Origin of the sequence: Bifidobacterium polysaccharolyticum, assembly GCF_016101585.1 — a bacterium.
Lineage (GTDB): Bacteria > Actinomycetota > Actinomycetes > Actinomycetales > Bifidobacteriaceae > Bombiscardovia > Bombiscardovia polysaccharolytica.
Map to the genome: position 1 here is coordinate 251,826 of NZ_JACFQG010000004.1, position 19,853 is coordinate 271,678.

Sequence of the window (19,853 nt, forward strand, 5' to 3'; positions counted from 1 at the left end):
GAGGTACATGGCCACGCCTGTCAGTAGTCGGTCTTCTCAGGCTTGTTGGCATCCTCTACCGGATTGCCGGACTCTTCGTAATGACGCAGAAGGCTGGTCTGCTCGATTTGTTCCGCTCCGGCCTTGGACTGCGCCCCGTCAGGTCCGGGAGCCGGAAGGAAGAACATGGAGCGGTAGTAGCGCAGTTCGTCCATGGACTCGATGATGTCGGCCAGAGCCCTGTGGCCGCCATGCTTGGCCGGCTTGTTCTTGTAGACGTCCGGGTACCAGCGGCGGGACAGCTCCTTGAGGGTGCTCACGTCGATGACCCGGTAATGCAGAAGGGCCATAAGGTCGGGCATGTACTTGTCAAGGAACTTCTTGTCGGAGCCCACTGAGTTGCCTGCCAGATGGGCCTTGCCGTTCTTGGGCAGGAAGGGCTTGACGTACTCGATTACCTGACGCTGGGCCTCCTCCAGGTCCAGACCGGTCTTCATTTCCTCAATCAGACCGGAGGAGGTGTGCATCTTCCTGACGAAGTCCCCCATATGGTCCAGGGCCGCCTGGGAGGGCTTGATGACCAAGTCGATGCCCTTGTCCAGGACCTTCATGTTGAAGTCGGTGGGAACCACGGAGACCTCGCACAGCTCGTCATTGAAGATATCCAGACCGGTCATCTCGCAGTCTATCCAGATCATGCGGGATTCCTCCGCCGAGAAAGTCAGATCATTCTTATCGCTCATCTGTACGCCTTTCAGATCCGGGTTGCCTCCCGGATCGCTCCTTCCGCCGCCTTGGACGGAATATTACAAGATATCGCCAGCACGTGACCGGCGGAGGGTTCGCCAGCCCGGCCGACCGGGCCATGACCGATTTGAGATACGCAATCGGCGCAGGTCCTGATGAGATCCTGCGCCGATCACCCGCCTATGTAGGCTCAGTTGTGGAAGCCCGAGTAGTTGGGGGCCTCCTTGGTCATGACGATGTCATGGGGATGCGATTCACGCAGACCGGCATCAGTAATCCGAATGAACCGGCCCTTGCGCTGCAGCTCGGGGATGGTGCGGGCACCGGTGTAGAACATGGTCTGGTGCAGGCCGCCTACCAGCTCGTAGAGCACGTAATTGAGCGGACCGCGATAGGGCACCTCGCCCTCGACGCCCTCGGGCACCACCTTGTCGGAACTGGTCACGTCGGCCTGGAAGTAGCGGTCCTTGGAGTAGCTCTTCTTGCCGCGCGGGGCCATGGCGCCCAGCGAGCCCATGCCCCGATAGACCTTGTACTGCTTGCCATGCAGGAGGACCTTCTCGCCAGGGGCCTCCTCAGTGCCTGCCAGTAGACCGCCCAGCATGACCGAATCGGCCCCGGCCACGATGGCCTTGGCGATGTCGCCCGAGTAATGAATTCCGCCGTCGGCCACCAGAGGAATCCCTGCAGGACGGCAGGCCAATGCGGCATCGTAGACGGCAGTCAGCTGGGGCACGCCCACGCCAGCCACCACGCGGGTGGTGCAGATGGAGCCAGGGCCCACACCGACCTTGACCGCGTCAACGCCGGCATCGATCAGCGCCTGGGCACCCTCGCGGGTGGCCACGTTGCCGCCGATCACATCCACATGATCGAAGGCATGATCAGCCTTGATCCTGCGAATCATGTCCAGCATGAGCTTGGCGTGACCATGGGCGGTGTCCACGACCAGAATGTCGACCCCGGCATCGGCCAGGGCGGTGATACGTTGCCAGGCATCGCCGAAGAAGCCCACGGCGGCAGCCACACGCAGACGGCCGCGCTCATCCTTGGTGGCCTCGGGGTACTGCTCGGTCTTGACGAAGTCCTTGACGGTAATCAGCCCGGTCAGTTTGCCCTCATCATCAACCAGGGGAAGCTTCTCCACCTTGTATTTGGCCAGAAGCTGGTGCGCGTCTTCCTTGGTGATGTTGGACGGACCGGTGATCAGGTGGTCCTTGGTCATGATGTCGCTGACCTTGAGCCGGTCAAAGTCCGCGGGATTGACGAAGCGCATGTCGCGGTTGGTAATGATGCCCACCAGCCGCTGCCGACGGTCCACCACGGGCAGACCGGAGACCTTGTAGGTGGAGCAGAGCTTGTCCAGGTCGGTCAATGTGGCATCTGGAGTTACCGTCAGCGGGTCGGAGATCATGCCGGATTCGGACCGCTTGACAATGTCGACCTGATTGGCCTGATCTTCGATGCTGAGGTTGCGGTGGAGGACGCCGATGCCGCCGTTACGGGCCATGGCCACAGCCATGGTGGCCTCAGTGACGGTGTCCATGGCAGCCGACAATACAGGGGACTTCATGGTGATGTTCCGAGTCAGCCGGGTGGTGGTGTCTACTTCGGAGGGGATGACATCGGATTCGTTGGGCAACAGGAGGACGTCGTCATAGGCCAGACCGATTTTCTGGAAGGCGTCGGGGAGTTGAGTGTAGGAGGAGGGTTTGCTTTGTGGGTTTTCCATAGCCATAGCACCATGCTACAAGTGCTTCTTGACCGTTAACGGTACCGTGTCCGTACTATTTCATCCAATGAATCAGTCGTCCTCACCCTTAGCGTGTCGGTTCTTGTGGTGCCAGGGCGGTCTGGCCGCATGCCGCGAGCCTTGCGCGGCGAGAAGGGCGTTCTCGCGCCTGATTTCGGGAAGTCGACGGCGGTAATAGGGGTAGAGGGTGGCGAAGGTCAGCAGTATGGCGGCCAGTGCCAGACCAATCAGGACATATCTCAGACGGAAGAAAAGAATAAAGAGCGAACCGAAGGCGATCAGGGCGGCCCAGCCCCAAAGAATAAGGACAGCGGAACGAACCGTGTGACCGATGCGCAGCATACGGTGGTGCAGGTGCATGCGGTCGGGATGCATGGGTGATTGCCCGTGGCTGAGCCGTCGGATGATGGCCAGGCACATGTCCAGTACAGGCAGGAAAAGCACCAGGATGGGCAGAAGAATCGGCATGAAAGCCGGCAGATAGATGCTGGCATGAATAGTGGCCGGATCCAATCGGCCGGTGACCACAATAGAGGCGCAGGTAATCAGGTATCCCAGCAGCATGGATCCTGAGTCGCCCATGAAGAGCTTGGCCGGATGCCAGTTGTGCAGGAGGAAACCCACGCAAATGCCCACCATGGCCACGTCGATCAAGGTGGCCAGTGAGGCGTAGTCGGGCGAGATGCGGGCGATGATATAGGAGTAGATAGCGAAGGCAATGCCCCCGATGGCCACAATGCCTGCAGCCAGACCATCCAATCCATCCACGAAGTTGACCGCATTGATGGAGGCCACAATCAGGAATGCCGTTATGGCCATGGACAAGCTGGGCGAGGCCGCCACCAAGGATCCCAAAGGCAGGGAGATGATCTGGATACCGCCCCAGGAGACGAAGACTGAAATCAGCAGCTGACCGGCCAGCTTGAGCATCCAGTCCAGGTCCCAAAGGTCGTCGGCTATACCCAGCAGGCAGATGGCGACTGCCCCGGCCAGAATGACCCAGGCCTGATGCCCGGACTGGAAGAGGCCCGTGATGAAGGGAATGCGGGATGCGAAGCACATAGCCACGGCAAAGCCGATCAACATGCCCAAGCCGCCCATCCGAGGGGTGGGCACCTTATGTACATCGCGAGCGCGGACCACACCCACGGCGCCAACCCGAATGGCGAGATGACGGACCATGGGCATGACCAGCCAGGTGGCCCCGCCAGCTATGGCAGCGATGAACAGGTATACCCTCACTGGCCCTCCCCTACGTCGGTTTGGTTCGACAGAAGTGCACGGACCCGGGCCTCGCCGATTACGCCTTGCCGCAGCACATGTATCCCATCAGGATCAGTCTTATCGGCTTCCACCACTGTGCTGGCCACTGAGCCAGGGGTCGGCCCCCCGTCCAGATAAAGGTCGACGCTATCACCCAGCTCGGCTTTGGCCTGCTGGACGGTCTCCACACTGGGATTGCCCGATCTGTTGGCACTGGAAGCCGCCAAAGGGCCGGTCACCTGCAGGAGTGCGCGGCAGATGGGCGAGTCAGGCACTCTGACGGCCTGGGTAAGACCATCGGGCTCCATCCGAGGAGTGCGCAGAGGGCAGGACTGTCCTACAAGGGCAATGGGCGAAAAAGGCCCCGGCAACAGGGCGTCGGCCAGGCAATCAAGGGGAGCCGGCAGGCTAAGATCCAGCCGCTTCATGGCCTCGACCCTATCAAGCAGCACCTGGATGGACTTGGTTCTGGGACGATGCTTGGCCTGGAAGAGCCGATCGATGGCCGCATCGTTGCATGGATCGCAGACGATGCCATAGACAGTGTCGGTAGGAATGACCGCCAGTCCACCGGCAGACACCACCTGGGCAAGCAACTGCGGCGACCGACTGTCATAGGTCATCACCCGGCTCATACCCTGCATCACGACCTTTCGGCTCGACATGTTCATGTGACCAGCTACTAATCTATCCCAGGACCACGGCAGGCCGCTAGGAAGCAAAGACTGGCCGCCGGGCGGTAAGGTAACGGTCTCGGCCGGCCAGATCCTGATGGGTGCATGCCTCAAGGTAACCTCGCTCCTGTGCGGCAGCAACCATGGCCGGTCCCTGACAGGCATCATGTTCCATAACCAGCAGACCACCGGGAGCCAACAGGATTTTGGCCCTGTCCAGAATGCGGCAGGGCAAAGCGCACCCGTCAGCCGAACCACCGTAGAGGGCCAGATCTGGATCCCAGTCACGCACCTCGGGCTGGCTAGGAATCGCATCCAGGGGGACGTAGGGTGGGTTGCTGATAACCAGATCCACCTGGGCATCCAGATCAGACAGGGTGGCGGAATCCGTGGCATCAGCCAGCAGCAGCTGATAATCGGATCCAGCCTCCCGGATAGCAGCCTCCTGAGCGGCGGCGTTCAATGCACCCCACCGATATGCCTGCTCGTCTACCTCCGCGGCCCGGACCCGCACCCCTGGAACCTCTATGGCCACAGACAGCCCGATGGCCCCGCTGCCAGAGCACAGGTCCACCGCCAGTGGATGATCCATTCCAGCCAAGGCGTCCACTCCCGCCTGGACAACCGTTTCGGTCTCAGGACGAGGGATAAAAACCCCCGGTCCCAGGCGAAGATCCAAATAACGGAAGTAGGCATGGCCAAGAATGTACTGCAGGGGTTCGCGTCCGGCTCGCCTTTGCAGATAGGACTGATAACGTTCAAGGGCCGCCGACTGGGAACCATCAGTGTATGTGCGACCAGCACCTTTCGTCAGCAGTTCCTCAGCAGTCCAATCCATAAGCAGAGCCTGATCCAGCTGGTGCAGATCACACCGCAAAGCATCGGCTAGCAACAGCCTGGCATCATTGATCGGAGTAGACACACCCGCCTGGGCCAGCAGGCGATGGCCCCTATCAACCAGCTCAGCCAGACTGGCCCCGTGCTCCTGCTGATTCACTCCTGTGATGCCATTCTGCGGGCCTCGTCGGCCTGAATATCCGAGTCGATGACAGCCTGCAGGTCGCCGTCCAGCACCTGTTCCAGGTTGTAGGCCTTGTAGCCGGTGCGATGATCCACAATCCGGCTCTCGGGGAAGTTGTAGGTCCTGATGCGCTCGGACCGATCCAGGGAACGAACCTGGGAATGACGCATGTCGGCGGCCTGGGCAGCCTCCTCCTCGTGCTTCATGGCCAGAAGACGGGACTTGAGTACCCGCAGGGCAGCCTGACGATTCTGTATCTGGGATTTCTCGTCCTGCATGGAGACCACGATGCCGGTGGGGATGTGGGTCATACGCACAGCGGAGTAGGTGGTATTGACGGACTGTCCTCCTGGGCCGGAGCTCATGAAGATGTCAACCTTGAGATCCTTAGGGTCAATCTCGATCTCGTCGTCGTCCTCATCGGCCTCCGGAAAAACGATGACTCCAGCGGCTGAAGTCTGAATGCGGCCTTGGGACTCGGTGACGGGAATGCGCTGGACCCGATGGACGCCGCCCTCGTACTTGAGCGAGGCCCAGACGCCGTCGGCAGGAGCTACCTGACCGCGAGCGCGGATAGCCAGCTGAGCATCCTTGACTCCTCCCAGCTGGGTGCGGTTCTCGCTCATGATCTCGGTGGTCCAGCCACGTTTTTCGGCATACCGCACATACATGCGCATCAGATCGCCGGCGAAGAGGGCCGCCTCCTCGCCGCCACTACCGGCCTTGATCTCCATAATCGTATCGCGGCCGTCATCGGGATCACGCGGAATAAGAGCGGTACGCAGATTCTGCTCCAGGTCCGGTATCCGGTCAGCCACGGCTTTGGCCTCTTCGGCGAAGTCAGGATCCTCCCGTGCCATCTGTTCGGCCGCCTGACTGTCCTCCAAGGCGCTTTGGTAGGCCTTATAAGCTTCAACGATGGGAGCGAGTTCAGCATGTCTGCGGCCCAATTTGCGGATCTGCGCCGGATCTGAAGCCGTTTCGGGCTGACTCATCTGCTTTTCCAGGCGACCGTACTCCTCGACGGCAGCCACCGCCGCCGGAAACTGCTCCTCGCTCATCTACACCCTTCCCGTCCGCTCATCCGCATGGTTCAAGTCATAAAAAACGCCAGTCCCCACCGGGCATAGCAGAGCGACCCGGAAGGGACTGGCGTTGGAAGTGCTACTTGGTCCTCTTACCGTAACGGGCTTCGAACCGAGCCACGCGACCACCGGTATCCAGAATCTTCTGCTTGCCGGTGTAGAAGGGGTGGCAGTGCGAGCAGACATCAACCGTCATATGATCGCCGGGAGCGGTCGAACGGGTGATGAAGGTATTGCCGCACGAGCACGTGACCTCAACGGGATGATAATCGGGATGAATTCCCTGCTTCATGGTTACTCCTAGATTCAAGGGCCCCGGGTCGACCGCCCCTGTGGCGGACGTGAACCGGCAACCGCGTAATAGTCTAGCGCAACCCGGGGAAAATACGACCCCCTTGCGCCACACGCCGAATCCGCCAACCCGGAGTGGCTATTCGAACTTCCTTTAGAATCGAACAGTCGGACCAGCCGGCCCGACAAGGCAACAAAGGAGGGCAGCAATGCAGCAGGAAGTAGCGTTCGTTACCGGGGCGGCTCAGGGGATCGGCGAGGCTATTGCCCGTCGGCTTGCCAAGGACGGGTTCGCCGTGGCCGTGGCAGACATGAATACAGACAAGGCCCAGGCTGTGGCCAACTCCATCAATCAATCGGACGGACGAGCCATGGCCGTCACCCTGGACGTGACCGACCGTGTCCAGGTGCGTTCCGCCGTCGAGAAGACGGCTACCAAACTGGGCGATTTCAACGTGATCGTCAACAATGCCGGTCTGGGGCCGACCACCCCCATCGAGTCCATCACCCCAGAGCTGTTCGACAAGGTCTACCACGTCAATGTGGCAGGAACCATCTGGGGCATGCAGGCGGCCGTTCAGGCCTTCCGCGATCGGGGCCACGGAGGCAAGATCATCAATGCCACCAGCCAGGCAGGCGTGGTGGGCAACCCCAACCTTATGCTCTATTCCTCCACCAAGTTCGCCATCCGCGGCCTGACTCAGGTGGCTGCACGCGACCTTGCCAAGGAGGGCATCACCGCCAACGCCTACGCCCCCGGCATTGTCAAGACGCCCATGATGATGGACATCGCTCATCAGGTCGGGGTCAACGCCGGCAAGGATGACGAGTGGGGCATGTCCACCTTCTCGGACGGCATCGCCCTGGGACGGCTTTCCGAGCCGGAGGACGTAGCCAATGCCGTAGCCTTCCTGGCCGGGCACGACTCTGACTACGTCACCGGCCAGACCCTGATTGTGGACGGCGGCATGCAGTTCCAGTGAGTCTGCAGCAAGGATTCGCTCACATATGATGGACCCCCGCTGATCGGTTCCGCCCGACAGCGAGGGTCCATGATCATTCAGGCGTTGAAGACGTACTTGTCCAGACGGTCCATAGCCTCCTGGACGCGGCTCAAAGGCAGGGCCAGATTCATGCGGATGGCGCAGGGAGCCTTGAACTGCCGCCCATCCTGAACGGCTACACCCACATCCCAGGCACGCTTGAGCAGCTGATCCAGGCTCAGATCGTGGTCCTTGCACCATTGCGTGCAATCAAGGAAGAGCATGTAGGTGCCCTGGGGCTTGGAAAGCTCGACTCCCTCGAAATGCTGCCGGATGTAATCGTAGGCGTAGTCCACATTTCCGGTCAGAACCTGCCGGAGTTCGTCCACCCACTCCTGGCCCTGGGGCTTGTAGGCTCCGATCAGGGCATGCATGGACAGAACGTTCATGTCGTTGTAGTGGGCCTTGGATCCCTTGGCCACAATCCTGTCGCGCAGGTACTTGTTGTAGATGATGTGGTAGGAGCCGACCAGTCCGGCCAGGTTGAAGGTCTTGCTGGGCGCATAGAAGGCAGCCGTCCTGTTGCGGGCATCCTCGCTGACCGACTGGGTGGGGATGTGCTTGTTGCCTGCCAGGATCAGGTCTGACCATATCTCGTCGGAGATGACCACGCAGTCGTTCTCCTTATATACCTCCATGGCCTTCTCGATCTCCCACTTCTCCCAGACGCGGCCGCAGGGGTTGTGTGGGCTGCAGAAGACCGCCACGTGGATGTTGTTCTCCTTGAGCTTGCGGTCCATGTCCTCGAAGTCCATCCGCCAGACGCCCTGCTCGTCCTTCTTCAAGGGGCTGTGCACGATGTGGTAGCCGTTGTTCTCGATGCACATCGTGAAGCCGACATATGTCGGACTGTGAAGTAGCACAGCATCGCCAGGAGCCGCAAAGGCGGTCAAGGTGGAAACCACTCCGCCCAAGACCCCATTCTCATAGCCGATGGCCTCAGCCGTCAGGCCCTCCACGCCGTTACGGGTCCGCTGCCAGTTGATGATTGAATTGTAGTAGTCATCACTCGGATCGAAGTAGCCGAAAGCCGGATGCTTGGCACGCTCGATGATGGCCTCGGGGATGGTCGGCACCGTGGGGAAATTCATGTCGGCCACCCACATGGGAATGATATCGAACCCCTCCTTGGGCGGATCAGGAGCGAAACCAGGCTGGGCGCCCAGACCGTCAACCGCAATGGCATCCTTGCCATGCCTATCCATGATGCTGGTGAAATCGTAGGTCATTGTATTCCTTCCATGTTTTGGCCGGACGAGCCGACCGTCTTTTTCAATTAGCCAGATCCTCGGCGATACGATCAGGAATCCGCCATGGTCTCATGACCCTCGCCTGAAAGTGTAGTGTCCAAATCCGCTTCTCCGTTAGTGGGCGCCGGATTGACCAAGTCTTCATCCGAAGTTGTCTCAGTCTGCTTGTTGCTGCTTCTGCGTTGAAGAACGAACAGAACTGCAAGAAGGATCATCCAGGGTATGGTCACCAGGTAGCTGATTCTGTATTCCGGCATTATTGCCATCATTATCATGACCAGCCCCATGAACGCGAGCGCATAGAAATTGCTGAAGGGGTACAGAGGCAGCTTGAAGGTCAGCTCGTCCTCTTTGCCCTCACGGCGCTTTATGGAACGGAAGTGATACTCGCTGACAAGCTCGGCCACCCAGCTGAAGACCAGCATGAAGACCGTGATCGATGAGAAAAGTGCGAATGCACGCTCGGGAAGAACAGCCATCAGCGCTATGCCTACCAGCTGCATAAGCACTACAGTCAGCACGCTGACGTATGGAATCTTCTTCTTTGACACCTTGGAGAGTATAGGGGGAGCGCTGCCTTGGAGCGAAAGGTTGTAAAGCTGACGGCTGTACATGAAGATGCCGCTGCTTACGGCACTCAGGGACGCGGTGATGACGACAAAGTTGATGATGGAGGCCGCAGCCGGGATACCCAATGACGCGAAGACACGGACAAAGGGAGAACCCACACCCTTCATCTTATCCCAGGGCCACATGCACAGGATCACAAAAGTGGATCCCAAGTAAAACAGGACAATGCTCCAAAACACCCCGTTGACGGCGCGAGGCATGGTTTTCTTGACATCTTTTGCTTCACCTGCCGTATAGGCGACCGACTCCGAGCCTCCAAAGGCAAAAGCCACCATGACCACAGAAAACAGCAGCCCGGACAGGCCATTCGGCATGAATCCATCGACTGTCAGGTTCGTGAGCATGACTGGATGTCCCCCGTTGCCAATGCCGGTGAAGATGATGATCAGGCCACCGATGACCATAACAATAATGGTGACTACCTTCACGGCCGAAAGCCAAAACTGCGACTCACCATAGAAGCTGACGGATATCAGGTTGATGACGCCCATCAGCACCATGCCAATCAAACCGCTGGCCCATATGGGAAAGGAGGGAAACCAAAACTGGACATATTTACCCAATGCTGTAAATTCCGCTCCTGAACCAGCCACGCAACCGAGCAGACTAGTCCAACCTATTGCATACCCCACGAAAGGATGAATATATCTGCTGGCATACGATACGGTTGCGCCTGATACCGGTTCAGCAGTGGCCATTTCGCCCACTGCCCGACAGACTATGAATATAGCAGCGCCTGCCAGTGCGTATGCCAACAAAACGGATGGACCCGCATAAGATATTGCCCCGGAGGACCCGTAGAACAGGCCGACTCCGATTGCACCGCCAATCGCCATCATGGCCATCTGCCGAGTGTTGAGGCTACGTTTCAAATCCTCATCTTCATATTGCTCGGCCGAACTGGATTGTGAATCAGATCTACTCATGTGCTGCACCTCCTCTTTGAGTTGTTTATATTATTTTATCACAGCAATAATATTTTGTCTTTAATAAAATAGCTTTTTTGTATTGTGATAGAATTTCCTCTATATGTCGGTATTATTTCCTGTTTCAAATACAGACCTCAGGGGGAAAGGAGTGCAATATGAACGGAACAGAGAACATCTCAACATCCCTACGCCCCTTTATTCCCTTGGTGGACTTCCTTGGCGAGCTATTGGGACATGACACCGAGGTCGTCCTGCAGGACGTAAAGGACTTCTCGCACTCAGTCGTTGCAATAGCCAACGGACATGTCAGCGGACGCAAAGTAGGCAGTCCCGCCACCGACCTTGTTCTGAGAATCTGGCAGAACCGCGAATACGAACACCGAAACTACCTGGTCCGTTATGCCGGCTACACGCATGAAGGCCGCCCTATTGTCTCCTCCACCTTCTTCCTGCGTAATACAGAAGATCAGGTCATCGGTTTTCTCTGCATCAACTTTGACAATTCCGTCTTCAAAGAGACCAGCAAGGCTCTGCGAACAGCCAGCGACTATCTGGATTCCATCAGTTCCAATGGATCTCCATTCCCTACACATCACATCATGAAAGAACGATCGGATCCTGACGCACAAACCATGGATACGCCCGATGAGCTTGGCGATGCAATAATTTCGAATGATGCATCTCTTCAGCAAGCGGTCACCGATGGAACGCATGAAACCCTATCCGTGAATGCAGAGGATCTGACGAATCAGCACATCCAATCGTTTGTAGCGGAACACAGGGTTCAACCCGAGCGAATGAACAAATCAGAACGACTGAAGCTCATCACCGACCTTGACGATTCGGGTATCTTCTTGATCAAGGGTGCAATAGATACCGTGGCTGATGCACTGGGCATTTCAGCACCGACGGTGTATAGATACTTGCACTTGATCAGAAAGGAAAAGAGAGAAAACAACGAGCAGCCTGTCGAGTAACATCAATAAGAGATCCGAGGCCAACGGTTGATCATTTATGGACCAATAACACTCTTCTGTTGAAATATTCGCAACTGAAGATGTACCCAGCCCGGGATCATCGTCTAGGTGTCAGTCATATTCATGCCAATAAGTGGTTATGCCTGGATTTTGAAGTCCAAGAATGGACATGCCTTTGGTTTCTGTGGATCCAATATATTCAAGGGCGCCCTAGAAAATAATCCCGACGAAACGGTGCGAGCTACCCTAATGATTCAAGCAAGCAGGGAACTTATTTAGTAGGCACGTGCCGCTTATCCCCTTCAGCCAAGAGGAGCGGAGATGCGCAAACCGCTCTGCCCGAGGCCAGCAATCTTTTCATCAAATCCATCTGACCGGAAGCACGGAGACGGCACCCTTCTCAGCTTTGACACACCCCCTCCAGGGTGTATGATTAAGAACAGATATACGGGGGACGTATACACGATGGACCTACAGGGACTGGACTATCTTCAGTTCCAGAGGAGATGTACATGCGTATAGTTTCCCGGCATATGCTGACGGCTTCGACTCGAGCCTGTCCCGTATTCTTTTCCCTGATAAATTCTCATACTTAGCGGTTCTACGGAAACGCTTCCGGATTATTGTGGCATGCGCAGATCTTTTGGCTGTCTACGTATGCACGCTTGGGGCACCGAGAAGTGGACATACACCGAGGGTGCTCTATGATCCGATATAAAAAACGCGCCTAGCTCTTTTCCCCCGGCTTACATGTGAAGCCATACATATTTGCATCGGTGAATCATGGATGCTAGAGCTAGGCAGCGAGAGGACGGCCCCGACAATAGCCGGGGCTAGTCCTTCTACTAAGACTATCAAGAAAGTTCGAGGTACAACACCTAGTCCTTCCACTGGCAGTCATTGAAGACGCGGACCAGTGTTGAACCAAGTTACCCAATTGACTTTGGGATGAGAGACCTTAATCTCCTCTATTCAATCTATTAATAAAGCCCCGGAAGTTAAAAAATTCCGGGGCTTGCTCTTCTGTGGGGCCTCAGGGGCTTGAACCCTGGACCGAACGATTATGAGTCGTTTGCTCTAACCGACTGAGCTAAGGCCCCGCGCCGATCGTACCGGCCAGAGTCATGGTATCAAGACGACTCGTCATCAGCCAGGTCCGGATTGTCGGACCTACTTGGTGACCTGATTGTAGACAGGCAGACCCATGTATCCGAAAGGAGCCTGGCGAACCTGCCTGCCGGCCACTGCTGAGACCTTCCTGTACCAGAGCGGCAGTACCGGAAGGTCCTTGAAGAGAACAGTCTCGGCTTGGCGGTAATCCTGCATGGCTTCGTCCTGATCGGTCTTGGAGGCGGCGCGGGAAAGAATGGCGTCATATTCCGCGCTCTTGTAGTCCCCATTGTTCAGACCCTTGCCATCGGCCTGGCTGGAGGCATACCCTTGAACCAAGTAGCCTTCGGGGTGGGGATAGTCCGAGGTGATGCCCGAATTGAAAATGCTGTTGACCTGACGGTTATGAACTGCCGTATTGAATTCCTTGCCCGTAGGAAAGATATTTGGTTCCGTCTTGATGCCCAGAACTTGGGCATACTCGTGCAGAACCGCATCGACCCAGTCCTTGTCGGTCCCGTCAGCACTGTATGCGATGCGAAGAGTGCCCTCCCAGCGAGATATAGCATCAGCCTGCTTCCACAGTTTACGGGCCTGATCCGGATCGTGACTCACCACTTTTTTGCCTTTGATGTCGGAGGCATTCCCCTTGATGGTTGGGGCTAGGAAATCAGAGGCCGGCGTAACTGAACCAGCGAAGACCTTTTCGGCTATTTTCGTGCGATCCAAGGCATATGACAGGGCTGCCCGACGAAGGGCGCCCTCCTGCCCCTGGAAATGCTTCAAGCCTTGCGGGATGGTCAGCGACCGGAATGCCGGCCCCGGCTTGATCAAGGGCTGCAGGCCCGAATCGGTATGGAAGGTTTTCAGGCGGGAGACCGGAACCGTATCAAGCACATCCAGATGACCGGCCTCAACATCGGCATAGGCAGCATCAAGGCTCTGGTAGTCCCTGAACTCCAGGCTTCCGTTCCGAGCCTTGCGCGGTCCCTTGTATGCGGGATCCTTCTCCAGCTTGATTCCCTGATTGGGTACCCATGATTTGAAGCGGTAGGGCCCGTTCCCGATCGGTTTCTTGCCGAAGGCCTTGATGTCCTTGTAGGCGGATGCCGGCAGGGGTAGGAAGGCCACGTCTCCCACCTTGTAGGGGAAGGAGGAATCCGGCTTGCTCATGGTCACCTCCAGGGTCAGATCGTCAACCACCCGAAGACCCGACAGAGGGGCTTTGGGGTCGCCATGCTCATCCTGGACTTGTTCGTACCCGGCGATGGTCGAAAAAGCCGAGGCACCCAGCTGCCCATTGGCTGCATTCGCCGCAAAAGACCAGGAATCGGCATAGGTCTTGGCTGTGATCTTCTCCCCATCGCTGAAGGTGAGTCCTGGTTTGAGGACAATCGTGTACTGGCTTGCATTCTCATTGGGTGTAATCGATTTGGCCTCGACCAGGGTCATCCCGCCTTTGTCGTCGAAGGTGACCAACCCATCGAAGAGCTGAGTCACCACCTTCCAGCCTGCGGTGTCGTTGGTGCTGGAGGGAATCAAGGGGGCCGTAGGTTCGGCATTGTTGACGCTGATGGCGGCCTGGGGGTCGACCCGGTCTTCCTGGGGAGCCGGGGAGGTGCCGCAGGCGCCCGCTGCCAGGATGAACGGGAGCATCGCTGCTGCGAGGTAGGAACGAAACTTGGTCATAATAGGACCCTTCCTGCCCGGTACGGGCTGTCACAGCTGCACAACAAACATATGGTCAATACAGTCGGTTTGCCGAGAACGCCGATATTCAGACCCGCCTGACATCCTGCCCGGATGCCAGCCGATCCAGAGCACCGGTGCGGCCGATGGCCCGGAAGAGGAACCAGCTGACCAGTCCAGCCAGAACCACTCCGCTGATCAGTTCACAGATGGTGCCGATAATCCCCCTCGGGCTGAGGAGGGAGACCCCCTGATAGTAAAAGGCCAGGAGAAAAGCGTTGTACACCAAAGCTATCAGAATACCCCCCAAAACGGTCGTTCCCAGGGTCCACCGGCGGTAACGAAATATTCCGAAGGCCAGTTCCGCGCATAGGGCCTCGACAATGGCCTCCACCAAAATCATCGGCACGTTATAGGCATTGCCAGGCAAAATCTCGACCAGGACGCTGATGACGCCAACGTAGACGGCTGCGCCTGGCTTGCGCAATATCAACAGGGAAAGGGTGCAGGGAAAGTAGAAGACCCCATGCAAAAGGGCCGCCGCCCCAGGAAGCAGGGCCGTCATCAACGGAAATATCCACGAGGCGAGCAGACTGGCCAACCAGTAAATCAACCCCGACACCGCGCCCAGGCCTGCGCCGACCGCAATGTCGAGCGGCCTCCAGCGCAGCCGATGAGCTACGGAAATCTGACCCTGTTGCTGTTTCACCGTCATTGATGCTTCCTTACGACCGTCATGCAGTAGACGGCCCATTCCTCATGCGCACAGCAATAGGCCGGTACCTGCCAAGCCGGCAAGGGCCCGTCCGGCGCTCCTTGACCTGCGCATGCCGGGCGGGAACGTCGACTCAAGGCTACCCCGACCAAGGCGGCAGAACCAGGGTCTGGTCATAGGTCTTGTTTATAGGCGGCCATGCACTGCTTCACCTGGCTTATCAGCCCGGCGCATAAGTCAGAAGTTCCCACTACCATGAATGCAGTTTGCACTGTCTTTCTAAGGTTCTGTGAGGTAGCTTCTTGGCCGAATTCATTTATCAGATGATCAAGGCGCGCAAGTCCTTCGGCGACCGCGTCATCCTGGACGATGTGACCCTGAGTTTCCTGCCCGGCGCCAAGATCGGCGTGGTGGGCCCCAACGGCATGGGCAAATCCACCCTGCTGCGGATCATGGCCGGCCTGGACACGGTCAGCAACGGGGAAGCACAGCTCACCCCCGGCTATACGGTAGGCATCCTCCAGCAGGAGCCGCCGCTGGACGAAGACAAGACCGTGGGCGAGAACATTCGCATGGCCTTCGGCGACATCATGAGCAAGGTGGACCGCTTTAACCAGATCGGCGAACAGATGGCCGACCCCAACGCCGATTACGATGCTCTCATGACCGAGATGGGTCAGCTTCAGGAGCAAATCGATGCAGCCAACGGCTGGGACCTTGACTCCCAGCTGGACCAGGCCATGGATGCCCTGCAGTGCCCTGACCCGGACACTCCTGTCTCGGTCATCTCTGGAGGCGAGCGCCGCCGTGTGGCTCTATGCCGGCTTTTGCTAGAAGCCCCCGACCTGCTGCTGCTGGACGAGCCCACCAACCACTTGGACGCCGAGTCCATCCTCTGGCTGGAGCAGTACCTGCACACCTACAAGGGTGCCGTCCTGGCAGTGACCCACGACCGGTACTTCCTTGACAACGTGGCCGAGTGGATCTGCGAGGTGGACCGCGGCCACCTCTACCCCTACCAGGGCAACTACTCCACCTATCTGGAAACCAAGGCCAAGCGTCTGGAAGTCCAGGGCCAAAAGGATGCCAAGCTGGCCAAGCGCCTCAACTCCGAACTGGAATGGGTCCGGTCTTCCCCCAAGGCCCGGCAGGCCAAGAACAAGGCCCGCCTGGAGCGTTACGAGCAGATGGAGAACGAGGCGCGGAACAACAAGAAGCTGGACTTCTCCGAGATCCAAATTCCGCCGGGGCCCCGCCTGGGCTCCAAGGTGCTGGAGGCCGAGCACATCCATAAGGCCTTCGGTGACCGCGTCCTGATCGATGATCTGAGCTTCACCTTGCCGCGTAACGGCATCGTTGGCGTCATCGGCCCTAATGGTGTGGGCAAGTCCACACTCTTCAAGACCATCGTGGGCCTGGAGCCACTGACATCGGGCACCCTGGAGGTCGGCGACACAGTCAAGATTTCCTACGTAGATCAGAACCGCGAGGGCATCGACCCCAACAAGAACCTCTGGGAGGTGGTCTCCGGAGGGCTGGACTTCATCGAGGTCGGCGGTGTCGAAGTGCCTACCCGCGCCTATGTGGCCTCCTTCGGCTTCAAAGGCTCGGATCAGCAGAAGCCTGCTGGCGTCCTGTCGGGCGGCGAGCGCAACAGACTGAACCTGGCACTCACCCTGAAGCAGGGCGGCAACCTGCTGCTGCTGGACGAGCCCACCAACGATCTGGACGTGGAGACCCTGGAAAGTCTGGAGAACGCCCTGCTGGCCTTCCCCGGCTGCGCTGTGGTCATCTCCCACGACCGCTGGTTCCTGGACCGAATCGCCACCCATATCCTGGCCTGGGAGGGCACGGACGAGAATCCGGCCTCCTGGTATTGGTTCGAAGGCAACTTCCAGGCCTACCAGGAGAACAAGGTCAAGCGTCTGGGCGAGGAGGCCTCCAGGCCCCACCGCATCCACCGCAAGCTGACCCGCTGAAAAGAGCAGATCACAAGAGAGCAAGGGACCGGGGGAAGCATGAGCACCGAGGATGAACCGCTGACTCGAGCCATCGCTGCGCTGAATCTGCAGCAACAGCAGCACACTGATGGCCGTTCCAGCTTTCGGGGCGAATCGCTGGACTTCCCCACAGGTCGCCTTTATGGGGGCCAGTTGCTGGGACAAGCCATCATGGCCGGCGGGCGGACCGTGCCCGAAGGACGACTGCCCCACTCGATGCACGCCTATTACTTGCGCACCGGACTGCTCAGTCAGGACGTTCAAGCGGAAGTCGAGATCATCCGCGACGGGCATTCCTTCTCCTCCAGACGAGTTGATCTGCACCAGGGGGAACGGACCATCCTCAACGCGCTGCTCTCCTATCAACAGGTCGGCCAGGAGGGTGTCCGCTATGACGACCCCATGCCCACGGGTCTGCCCGATCCGGAGGATTTGCCTGGCTCCCGGGAACTGATGGAGCCCTATGCCGACCAATCCCCTTTCGCTGACTACTACGCCCATCAGAGCCCCTTCGACATGCGTCATGTAGGCGGCACGGTCCTGCTGGAAGATGCGGATGATGCACAAAATGGTAATTCCAAGGATGACAGCAGGAGTCGCCAGGCCGTTTGGAGCCGCACCCAGGGAAGGGCCGACCTGGACCCGCTGATGCGCCGGGCCTTGCTGGCCATGGAATGCGATCAAATCATGATGGAACCCGCCCTGCGTCGTGCCGGACTAAGCATGACCACCCCGGGGATTTCCTTCGCCTCCATCGACCATGCCATGTGGTGGTACCAAGATCTGGACCCCTGTGACTGGCACTGTTTCATTCAGGAGTCCCCCGTAGCCGACCACGGCCGCAGCCTATGCCTAGCCAAAGTCTACAACCGTCGGGGCGATTTGGCAGCCTACATGGTTCAGGAAGCCATGATCAGGGTGCCTAAAGACTGACCTTCCACTAGGGTCATCGCCTCATCGCGTCTTCTTCCACTTCAAAGGATCAACAGCCTGGTCGTCAGTAGGCCGACTATCGTCAGGAATGTCCTCAGCACCGGCCTTGAACGCTGTTCAACCGTGTCTTTTACTTGAATCGGTTTTTATCTTCGCCCTGTCAGCGGTGTCGGCCGCATCGGCCATGGGTCTGCGTGAGGACTTGCGCCGATCGGGATTCTCAGGGCCGTCGTCCGGGGGCAGTTGGCAGAGCCACTCCCCCACAGCTCCAGCCACCACATCGATCAGACAGACAAGGGAGGCCACCAGGCACTCCTGCATGACCCGCGTGTAATAGGGCGCGCCTGCATGACCCATGCTGATCAGCGCCTGACTGCCATACCAGCCCAACAGGGCAGAACAGGCAATGCCCAAGGCCTTGCTCATAATCAGCACGTTGACCGCGAAGCGCAAATCCATCTCCTTGCGGTCTCCCTTGGCATAGCGATGCACCTGGAAGGCCATGATCAGGATGGCCACCCCTAGAAGGAAGAGCAGCACGCTGACCAGCCAGGGAACCCCCATGAGATCCGTCCTGGTGGACATACCGAGTTCTGATATACCGGCACCTCCCATCAAACCCAGGATCAGGGCGACCAGGTAGTGCACGAGCGGGGTGCGGCGGGCCCTCATGACAACCCGTCCAGAATCCAGTCCTCCGAGACCAGGCTGATGCGATCACGGTCAGGAGCACGGTTGGACAGGCTTGCCAGACAGGATCCGCCAGCCCCAGGCAGGCAGTGTTCAGGCTCCAAATAAGCCCAGGGAATCAAAATGCGCGATGGCGCATCAGCAGCCAGCAGAGGCGGATGGTTTTGCGAAGACAGAACCGAACCGTCCAAGGTCTCCACTTCCACTACATCGGCATCCAGTCCACCCATCTGTCTGATAGGAGCGGCCACCATGTCCAAGGCCGACCGCAACTCCTCCAGACTCAGCGGCGTCTGCAGGATAACCACGGCCGATAGGCGCTGATCCCCCTGATCGTCCCGGTAGGCATATAGGGGCGAGATGCCAACCAGCTGACTGCCAGGGATCCCGTCCAGGGCTGCAAGAGCACGGAGCATGGTCAGCCGGTCGGTTCCCGATGCCCCTTCCAGCGCAATCACATCACGCATCAGGAGGCCTTGCGGTTGAGCGCCTTCAACAGTCGACTGACTGGACACCTCGTTATCATTCTCCAGATCTGAGGACAGGTCGTTCTGCGTAGAAGAGGTCACAGGATGACGCAATCGCGCCTGCGCCGCATGAACGGAATCGGCCTGACCAGACAACAGGAGCGAGGGATGCCCCAGAGCAGCATTCCCGGCGCCGCTGACTCGCCCAGACTCCAAGCTGCCAGGGTTGCCCTCCACCTGGTCGTCGGCGGCTCGCTCCAAGGTGATGCCCACCTGAAAATCGACCCCTGTTCCCTGGTCAGCGCCCAGACGGGTGACTGTGACGCGGGTGCGACGGATCTGGTGGGAGAGCAGGATGGAATCTGCAACCTTGGCGGTCAGAGATTCCAGAATCTCGTTGGCCGGCTCGTTTTGGATCAGGTTGACAATTCGACGGACAATCTGCACATAGTCCACGGTCTGAGTGCCGTCGTTGAGTCTGCCTGCCTCACTCAAATCCAGGTAGAGGACGGCATCGACCTGATAGCTGAACCCAGGCTTCTGCTGGTCATGCAGGGGTGCGACCTTGATGGAGCTCAGACGAATGGAATCCATGATGTACGCTCCT

At 58.3% G+C, this 19,853-nt stretch carries 17 protein-coding genes and 1 tRNA gene; 4 read left to right on the forward strand and 14 right to left on the reverse strand.

Annotation, left to right across the window (positions count from 1 at the left end; translation table 11 throughout):
• Positions 1-20: 20 nt before the first annotated feature.
• From orn to rpmE, 7 genes are all read right to left on the reverse strand, one after another.
• The gene (orn, locus tag H3T90_RS07940; RefSeq protein WP_198230168.1) at positions 21-722 is read right to left on the reverse strand and encodes an oligoribonuclease; all 702 of its coding nucleotides are present in this window, start codon (positions 720-722) and stop codon (positions 21-23) included.
• A 194-nt stretch (positions 723-916) separates the two neighbouring features.
• Positions 917-2,464 carry an IMP dehydrogenase gene (gene guaB, locus H3T90_RS07945; RefSeq protein ID WP_408610697.1) on the reverse strand — a complete coding sequence of 516 codons (1,548 nt, stop codon included), beginning with the start codon at positions 2,462-2,464 and terminating at the stop codon, positions 917-919.
• 66 nt (positions 2,465-2,530) lie between these two features.
• On the reverse strand, positions 2,531-3,721 hold the full coding sequence (locus tag H3T90_RS07950; protein ID WP_198230169.1) for an MraY family glycosyltransferase: 1,191 nt from the start codon (positions 3,719-3,721) through the stop codon (positions 2,531-2,533).
• Positions 3,718-4,377 (reverse strand): L-threonylcarbamoyladenylate synthase, encoded by a 660-nt coding sequence (locus tag H3T90_RS07955; RefSeq protein ID WP_198230170.1) that lies wholly within the window; start codon positions 4,375-4,377, stop codon positions 3,718-3,720. The genes H3T90_RS07950 and H3T90_RS07955 overlap by 4 nt, the downstream gene beginning before the upstream one ends.
• Before the next feature lie 76 nt (positions 4,378-4,453).
• Positions 4,454-5,413, reverse strand: a complete 960-nt coding sequence (gene prmC / locus H3T90_RS07960; RefSeq protein WP_198230171.1) for a peptide chain release factor N(5)-glutamine methyltransferase — start codon at positions 5,411-5,413, stop codon at positions 4,454-4,456.
• Entirely contained in the window at positions 5,410-6,498 is a 1,089-nt protein-coding gene (prfA, locus tag H3T90_RS07965) for a peptide chain release factor 1 (protein ID WP_046323222.1), read from the reverse strand. The genes prmC and prfA overlap by 4 nt, the downstream gene beginning before the upstream one ends.
• Before the next feature lie 103 nt (positions 6,499-6,601).
• A complete protein-coding gene (gene rpmE, locus H3T90_RS07970; protein ID WP_015022244.1) occupies positions 6,602-6,814 on the reverse strand; it encodes a 50S ribosomal protein L31 in 213 nt (70 codons plus the stop codon).
• A gap of 208 nt (positions 6,815-7,022) precedes the next feature.
• On the opposite strand from rpmE, the gene H3T90_RS07975 reads away from it, so the two are divergent.
• Positions 7,023-7,796 (forward strand): (S)-acetoin forming diacetyl reductase, encoded by a 774-nt coding sequence (locus H3T90_RS07975; RefSeq protein WP_198230172.1) that lies wholly within the window; start codon positions 7,023-7,025, stop codon positions 7,794-7,796.
• Positions 7,797-7,873: 77 nt separating this feature from the next.
• Here the strand turns inward: H3T90_RS07975 and H3T90_RS07980 are convergent, their stop codons facing one another.
• Both H3T90_RS07980 and H3T90_RS07985 read right to left on the reverse strand, forming a co-directional pair.
• Complete coding sequence (locus H3T90_RS07980) at positions 7,874-9,085, reverse strand: MalY/PatB family protein (RefSeq protein ID WP_198230173.1); 1,212 nt, start codon at positions 9,083-9,085, stop codon at positions 7,874-7,876.
• Positions 9,086-9,156: 71 nt separating this feature from the next.
• The gene (locus H3T90_RS07985) at positions 9,157-10,662 is read right to left on the reverse strand and encodes an amino acid permease (protein WP_198230174.1); all 1,506 of its coding nucleotides are present in this window, start codon (positions 10,660-10,662) and stop codon (positions 9,157-9,159) included.
• A 158-nt stretch (positions 10,663-10,820) separates the two neighbouring features.
• Here H3T90_RS07985 and H3T90_RS07990 point away from each other — a divergent pair, with 158 nt between their 5' ends.
• Entirely contained in the window at positions 10,821-11,642 is an 822-nt protein-coding gene (locus H3T90_RS07990) for a helix-turn-helix transcriptional regulator (protein WP_198230175.1), read from the forward strand.
• A 1,026-nt stretch (positions 11,643-12,668) separates the two neighbouring features.
• On the opposite strand, the gene H3T90_RS07995 is transcribed toward H3T90_RS07990, so the two are convergent.
• The 3 genes from H3T90_RS07995 to H3T90_RS08005 form a co-directional block, all read right to left on the reverse strand.
• Positions 12,669-12,742 (reverse strand) — tRNA-Ile (locus H3T90_RS07995).
• A gap of 70 nt (positions 12,743-12,812) precedes the next feature.
• Positions 12,813-14,441, reverse strand: coding sequence for a peptide ABC transporter substrate-binding protein (locus tag H3T90_RS08000; RefSeq protein ID WP_198230176.1), 1,629 nt, complete (start codon positions 14,439-14,441; stop codon positions 12,813-12,815).
• Between the two features lie 88 nt (positions 14,442-14,529).
• On the reverse strand, positions 14,530-15,156 hold the full coding sequence (locus tag H3T90_RS08005; protein ID WP_198230177.1) for an ECF transporter S component: 627 nt from the start codon (positions 15,154-15,156) through the stop codon (positions 14,530-14,532).
• 302 nt (positions 15,157-15,458) lie between these two features.
• Between H3T90_RS08005 and ettA the strand changes: the two genes are divergently transcribed.
• Together ettA and H3T90_RS08015 are read left to right on the forward strand one after the other, a co-directional pair.
• A complete protein-coding gene (gene ettA / locus H3T90_RS08010) occupies positions 15,459-17,135 on the forward strand; it encodes an energy-dependent translational throttle protein EttA (RefSeq protein ID WP_110413267.1) in 1,677 nt (558 codons plus the stop codon).
• Positions 17,136-17,174: 39 nt separating this feature from the next.
• Positions 17,175-18,089 carry an acyl-CoA thioesterase gene (locus H3T90_RS08015; protein ID WP_198230178.1) on the forward strand — a complete coding sequence of 305 codons (915 nt, stop codon included), beginning with the start codon at positions 17,175-17,177 and terminating at the stop codon, positions 18,087-18,089.
• 117 nt (positions 18,090-18,206) lie between these two features.
• Here H3T90_RS08015 and H3T90_RS08020 read toward each other — a convergent pair whose 3' ends face one another.
• Together H3T90_RS08020 and H3T90_RS08025 are read right to left on the reverse strand one after the other, a co-directional pair.
• Positions 18,207-18,761 (reverse strand): DUF3180 domain-containing protein, encoded by a 555-nt coding sequence (locus H3T90_RS08020; RefSeq protein WP_198230179.1) that lies wholly within the window; start codon positions 18,759-18,761, stop codon positions 18,207-18,209.
• Complete coding sequence (locus tag H3T90_RS08025) at positions 18,758-19,840, reverse strand: dihydroneopterin aldolase (protein WP_198230180.1); 1,083 nt, start codon at positions 19,838-19,840, stop codon at positions 18,758-18,760. The genes H3T90_RS08020 and H3T90_RS08025 overlap by 4 nt, the downstream gene beginning before the upstream one ends.
• Between the last annotated feature and the right edge of the window lie 13 nt (positions 19,841-19,853).

What these genes read in the sequence shown, in the direction of transcription:
- guaB (WP_408610697.1), bottom strand. Translation starts at nt 2,464, where the DNA reads ATGGCTATGGAAAACCCACAAAGCAAACCCTCCTCCTACACTCAACTC.
- H3T90_RS08015 (WP_198230178.1), top strand. Translation starts at nt 17,175, where the DNA reads ATGAGCACCGAGGATGAACCGCTGACTCGAGCCATCGCTGCGCTGAAT.
- H3T90_RS08025 (WP_198230180.1), bottom strand. Translation starts at nt 19,840, where the DNA reads ATGGATTCCATTCGTCTGAGCTCCATCAAGGTCGCACCCCTGCATGAC.
- H3T90_RS08005 (WP_198230177.1), bottom strand. Translation starts at nt 15,156, where the DNA reads ATGACGGTGAAACAGCAACAGGGTCAGATTTCCGTAGCTCATCGGCTG.
- H3T90_RS07985 (WP_198230174.1), bottom strand. Translation starts at nt 10,662, where the DNA reads ATGAGTAGATCTGATTCACAATCCAGTTCGGCCGAGCAATATGAAGAT.
- H3T90_RS07980 (WP_198230173.1), bottom strand. Translation starts at nt 9,085, where the DNA reads ATGACCTACGATTTCACCAGCATCATGGATAGGCATGGCAAGGATGCC.
- H3T90_RS07955 (WP_198230170.1), bottom strand. Translation starts at nt 4,377, where the DNA reads ATGAGCCGGGTGATGACCTATGACAGTCGGTCGCCGCAGTTGCTTGCC.
- H3T90_RS08000 (WP_198230176.1), bottom strand. Translation starts at nt 14,441, where the DNA reads ATGACCAAGTTTCGTTCCTACCTCGCAGCAGCGATGCTCCCGTTCATC.
- prfA (WP_046323222.1), bottom strand. Translation starts at nt 6,498, where the DNA reads ATGAGCGAGGAGCAGTTTCCGGCGGCGGTGGCTGCCGTCGAGGAGTAC.
- rpmE (WP_015022244.1), bottom strand. Translation starts at nt 6,814, where the DNA reads ATGAAGCAGGGAATTCATCCCGATTATCATCCCGTTGAGGTCACGTGC.
- H3T90_RS08020 (WP_198230179.1), bottom strand. Translation starts at nt 18,761, where the DNA reads ATGAGGGCCCGCCGCACCCCGCTCGTGCACTACCTGGTCGCCCTGATC.
- orn (WP_198230168.1), bottom strand. Translation starts at nt 722, where the DNA reads ATGAGCGATAAGAATGATCTGACTTTCTCGGCGGAGGAATCCCGCATG.
- H3T90_RS07990 (WP_198230175.1), top strand. Translation starts at nt 10,821, where the DNA reads ATGAACGGAACAGAGAACATCTCAACATCCCTACGCCCCTTTATTCCC.
- H3T90_RS07975 (WP_198230172.1), top strand. Translation starts at nt 7,023, where the DNA reads ATGCAGCAGGAAGTAGCGTTCGTTACCGGGGCGGCTCAGGGGATCGGC.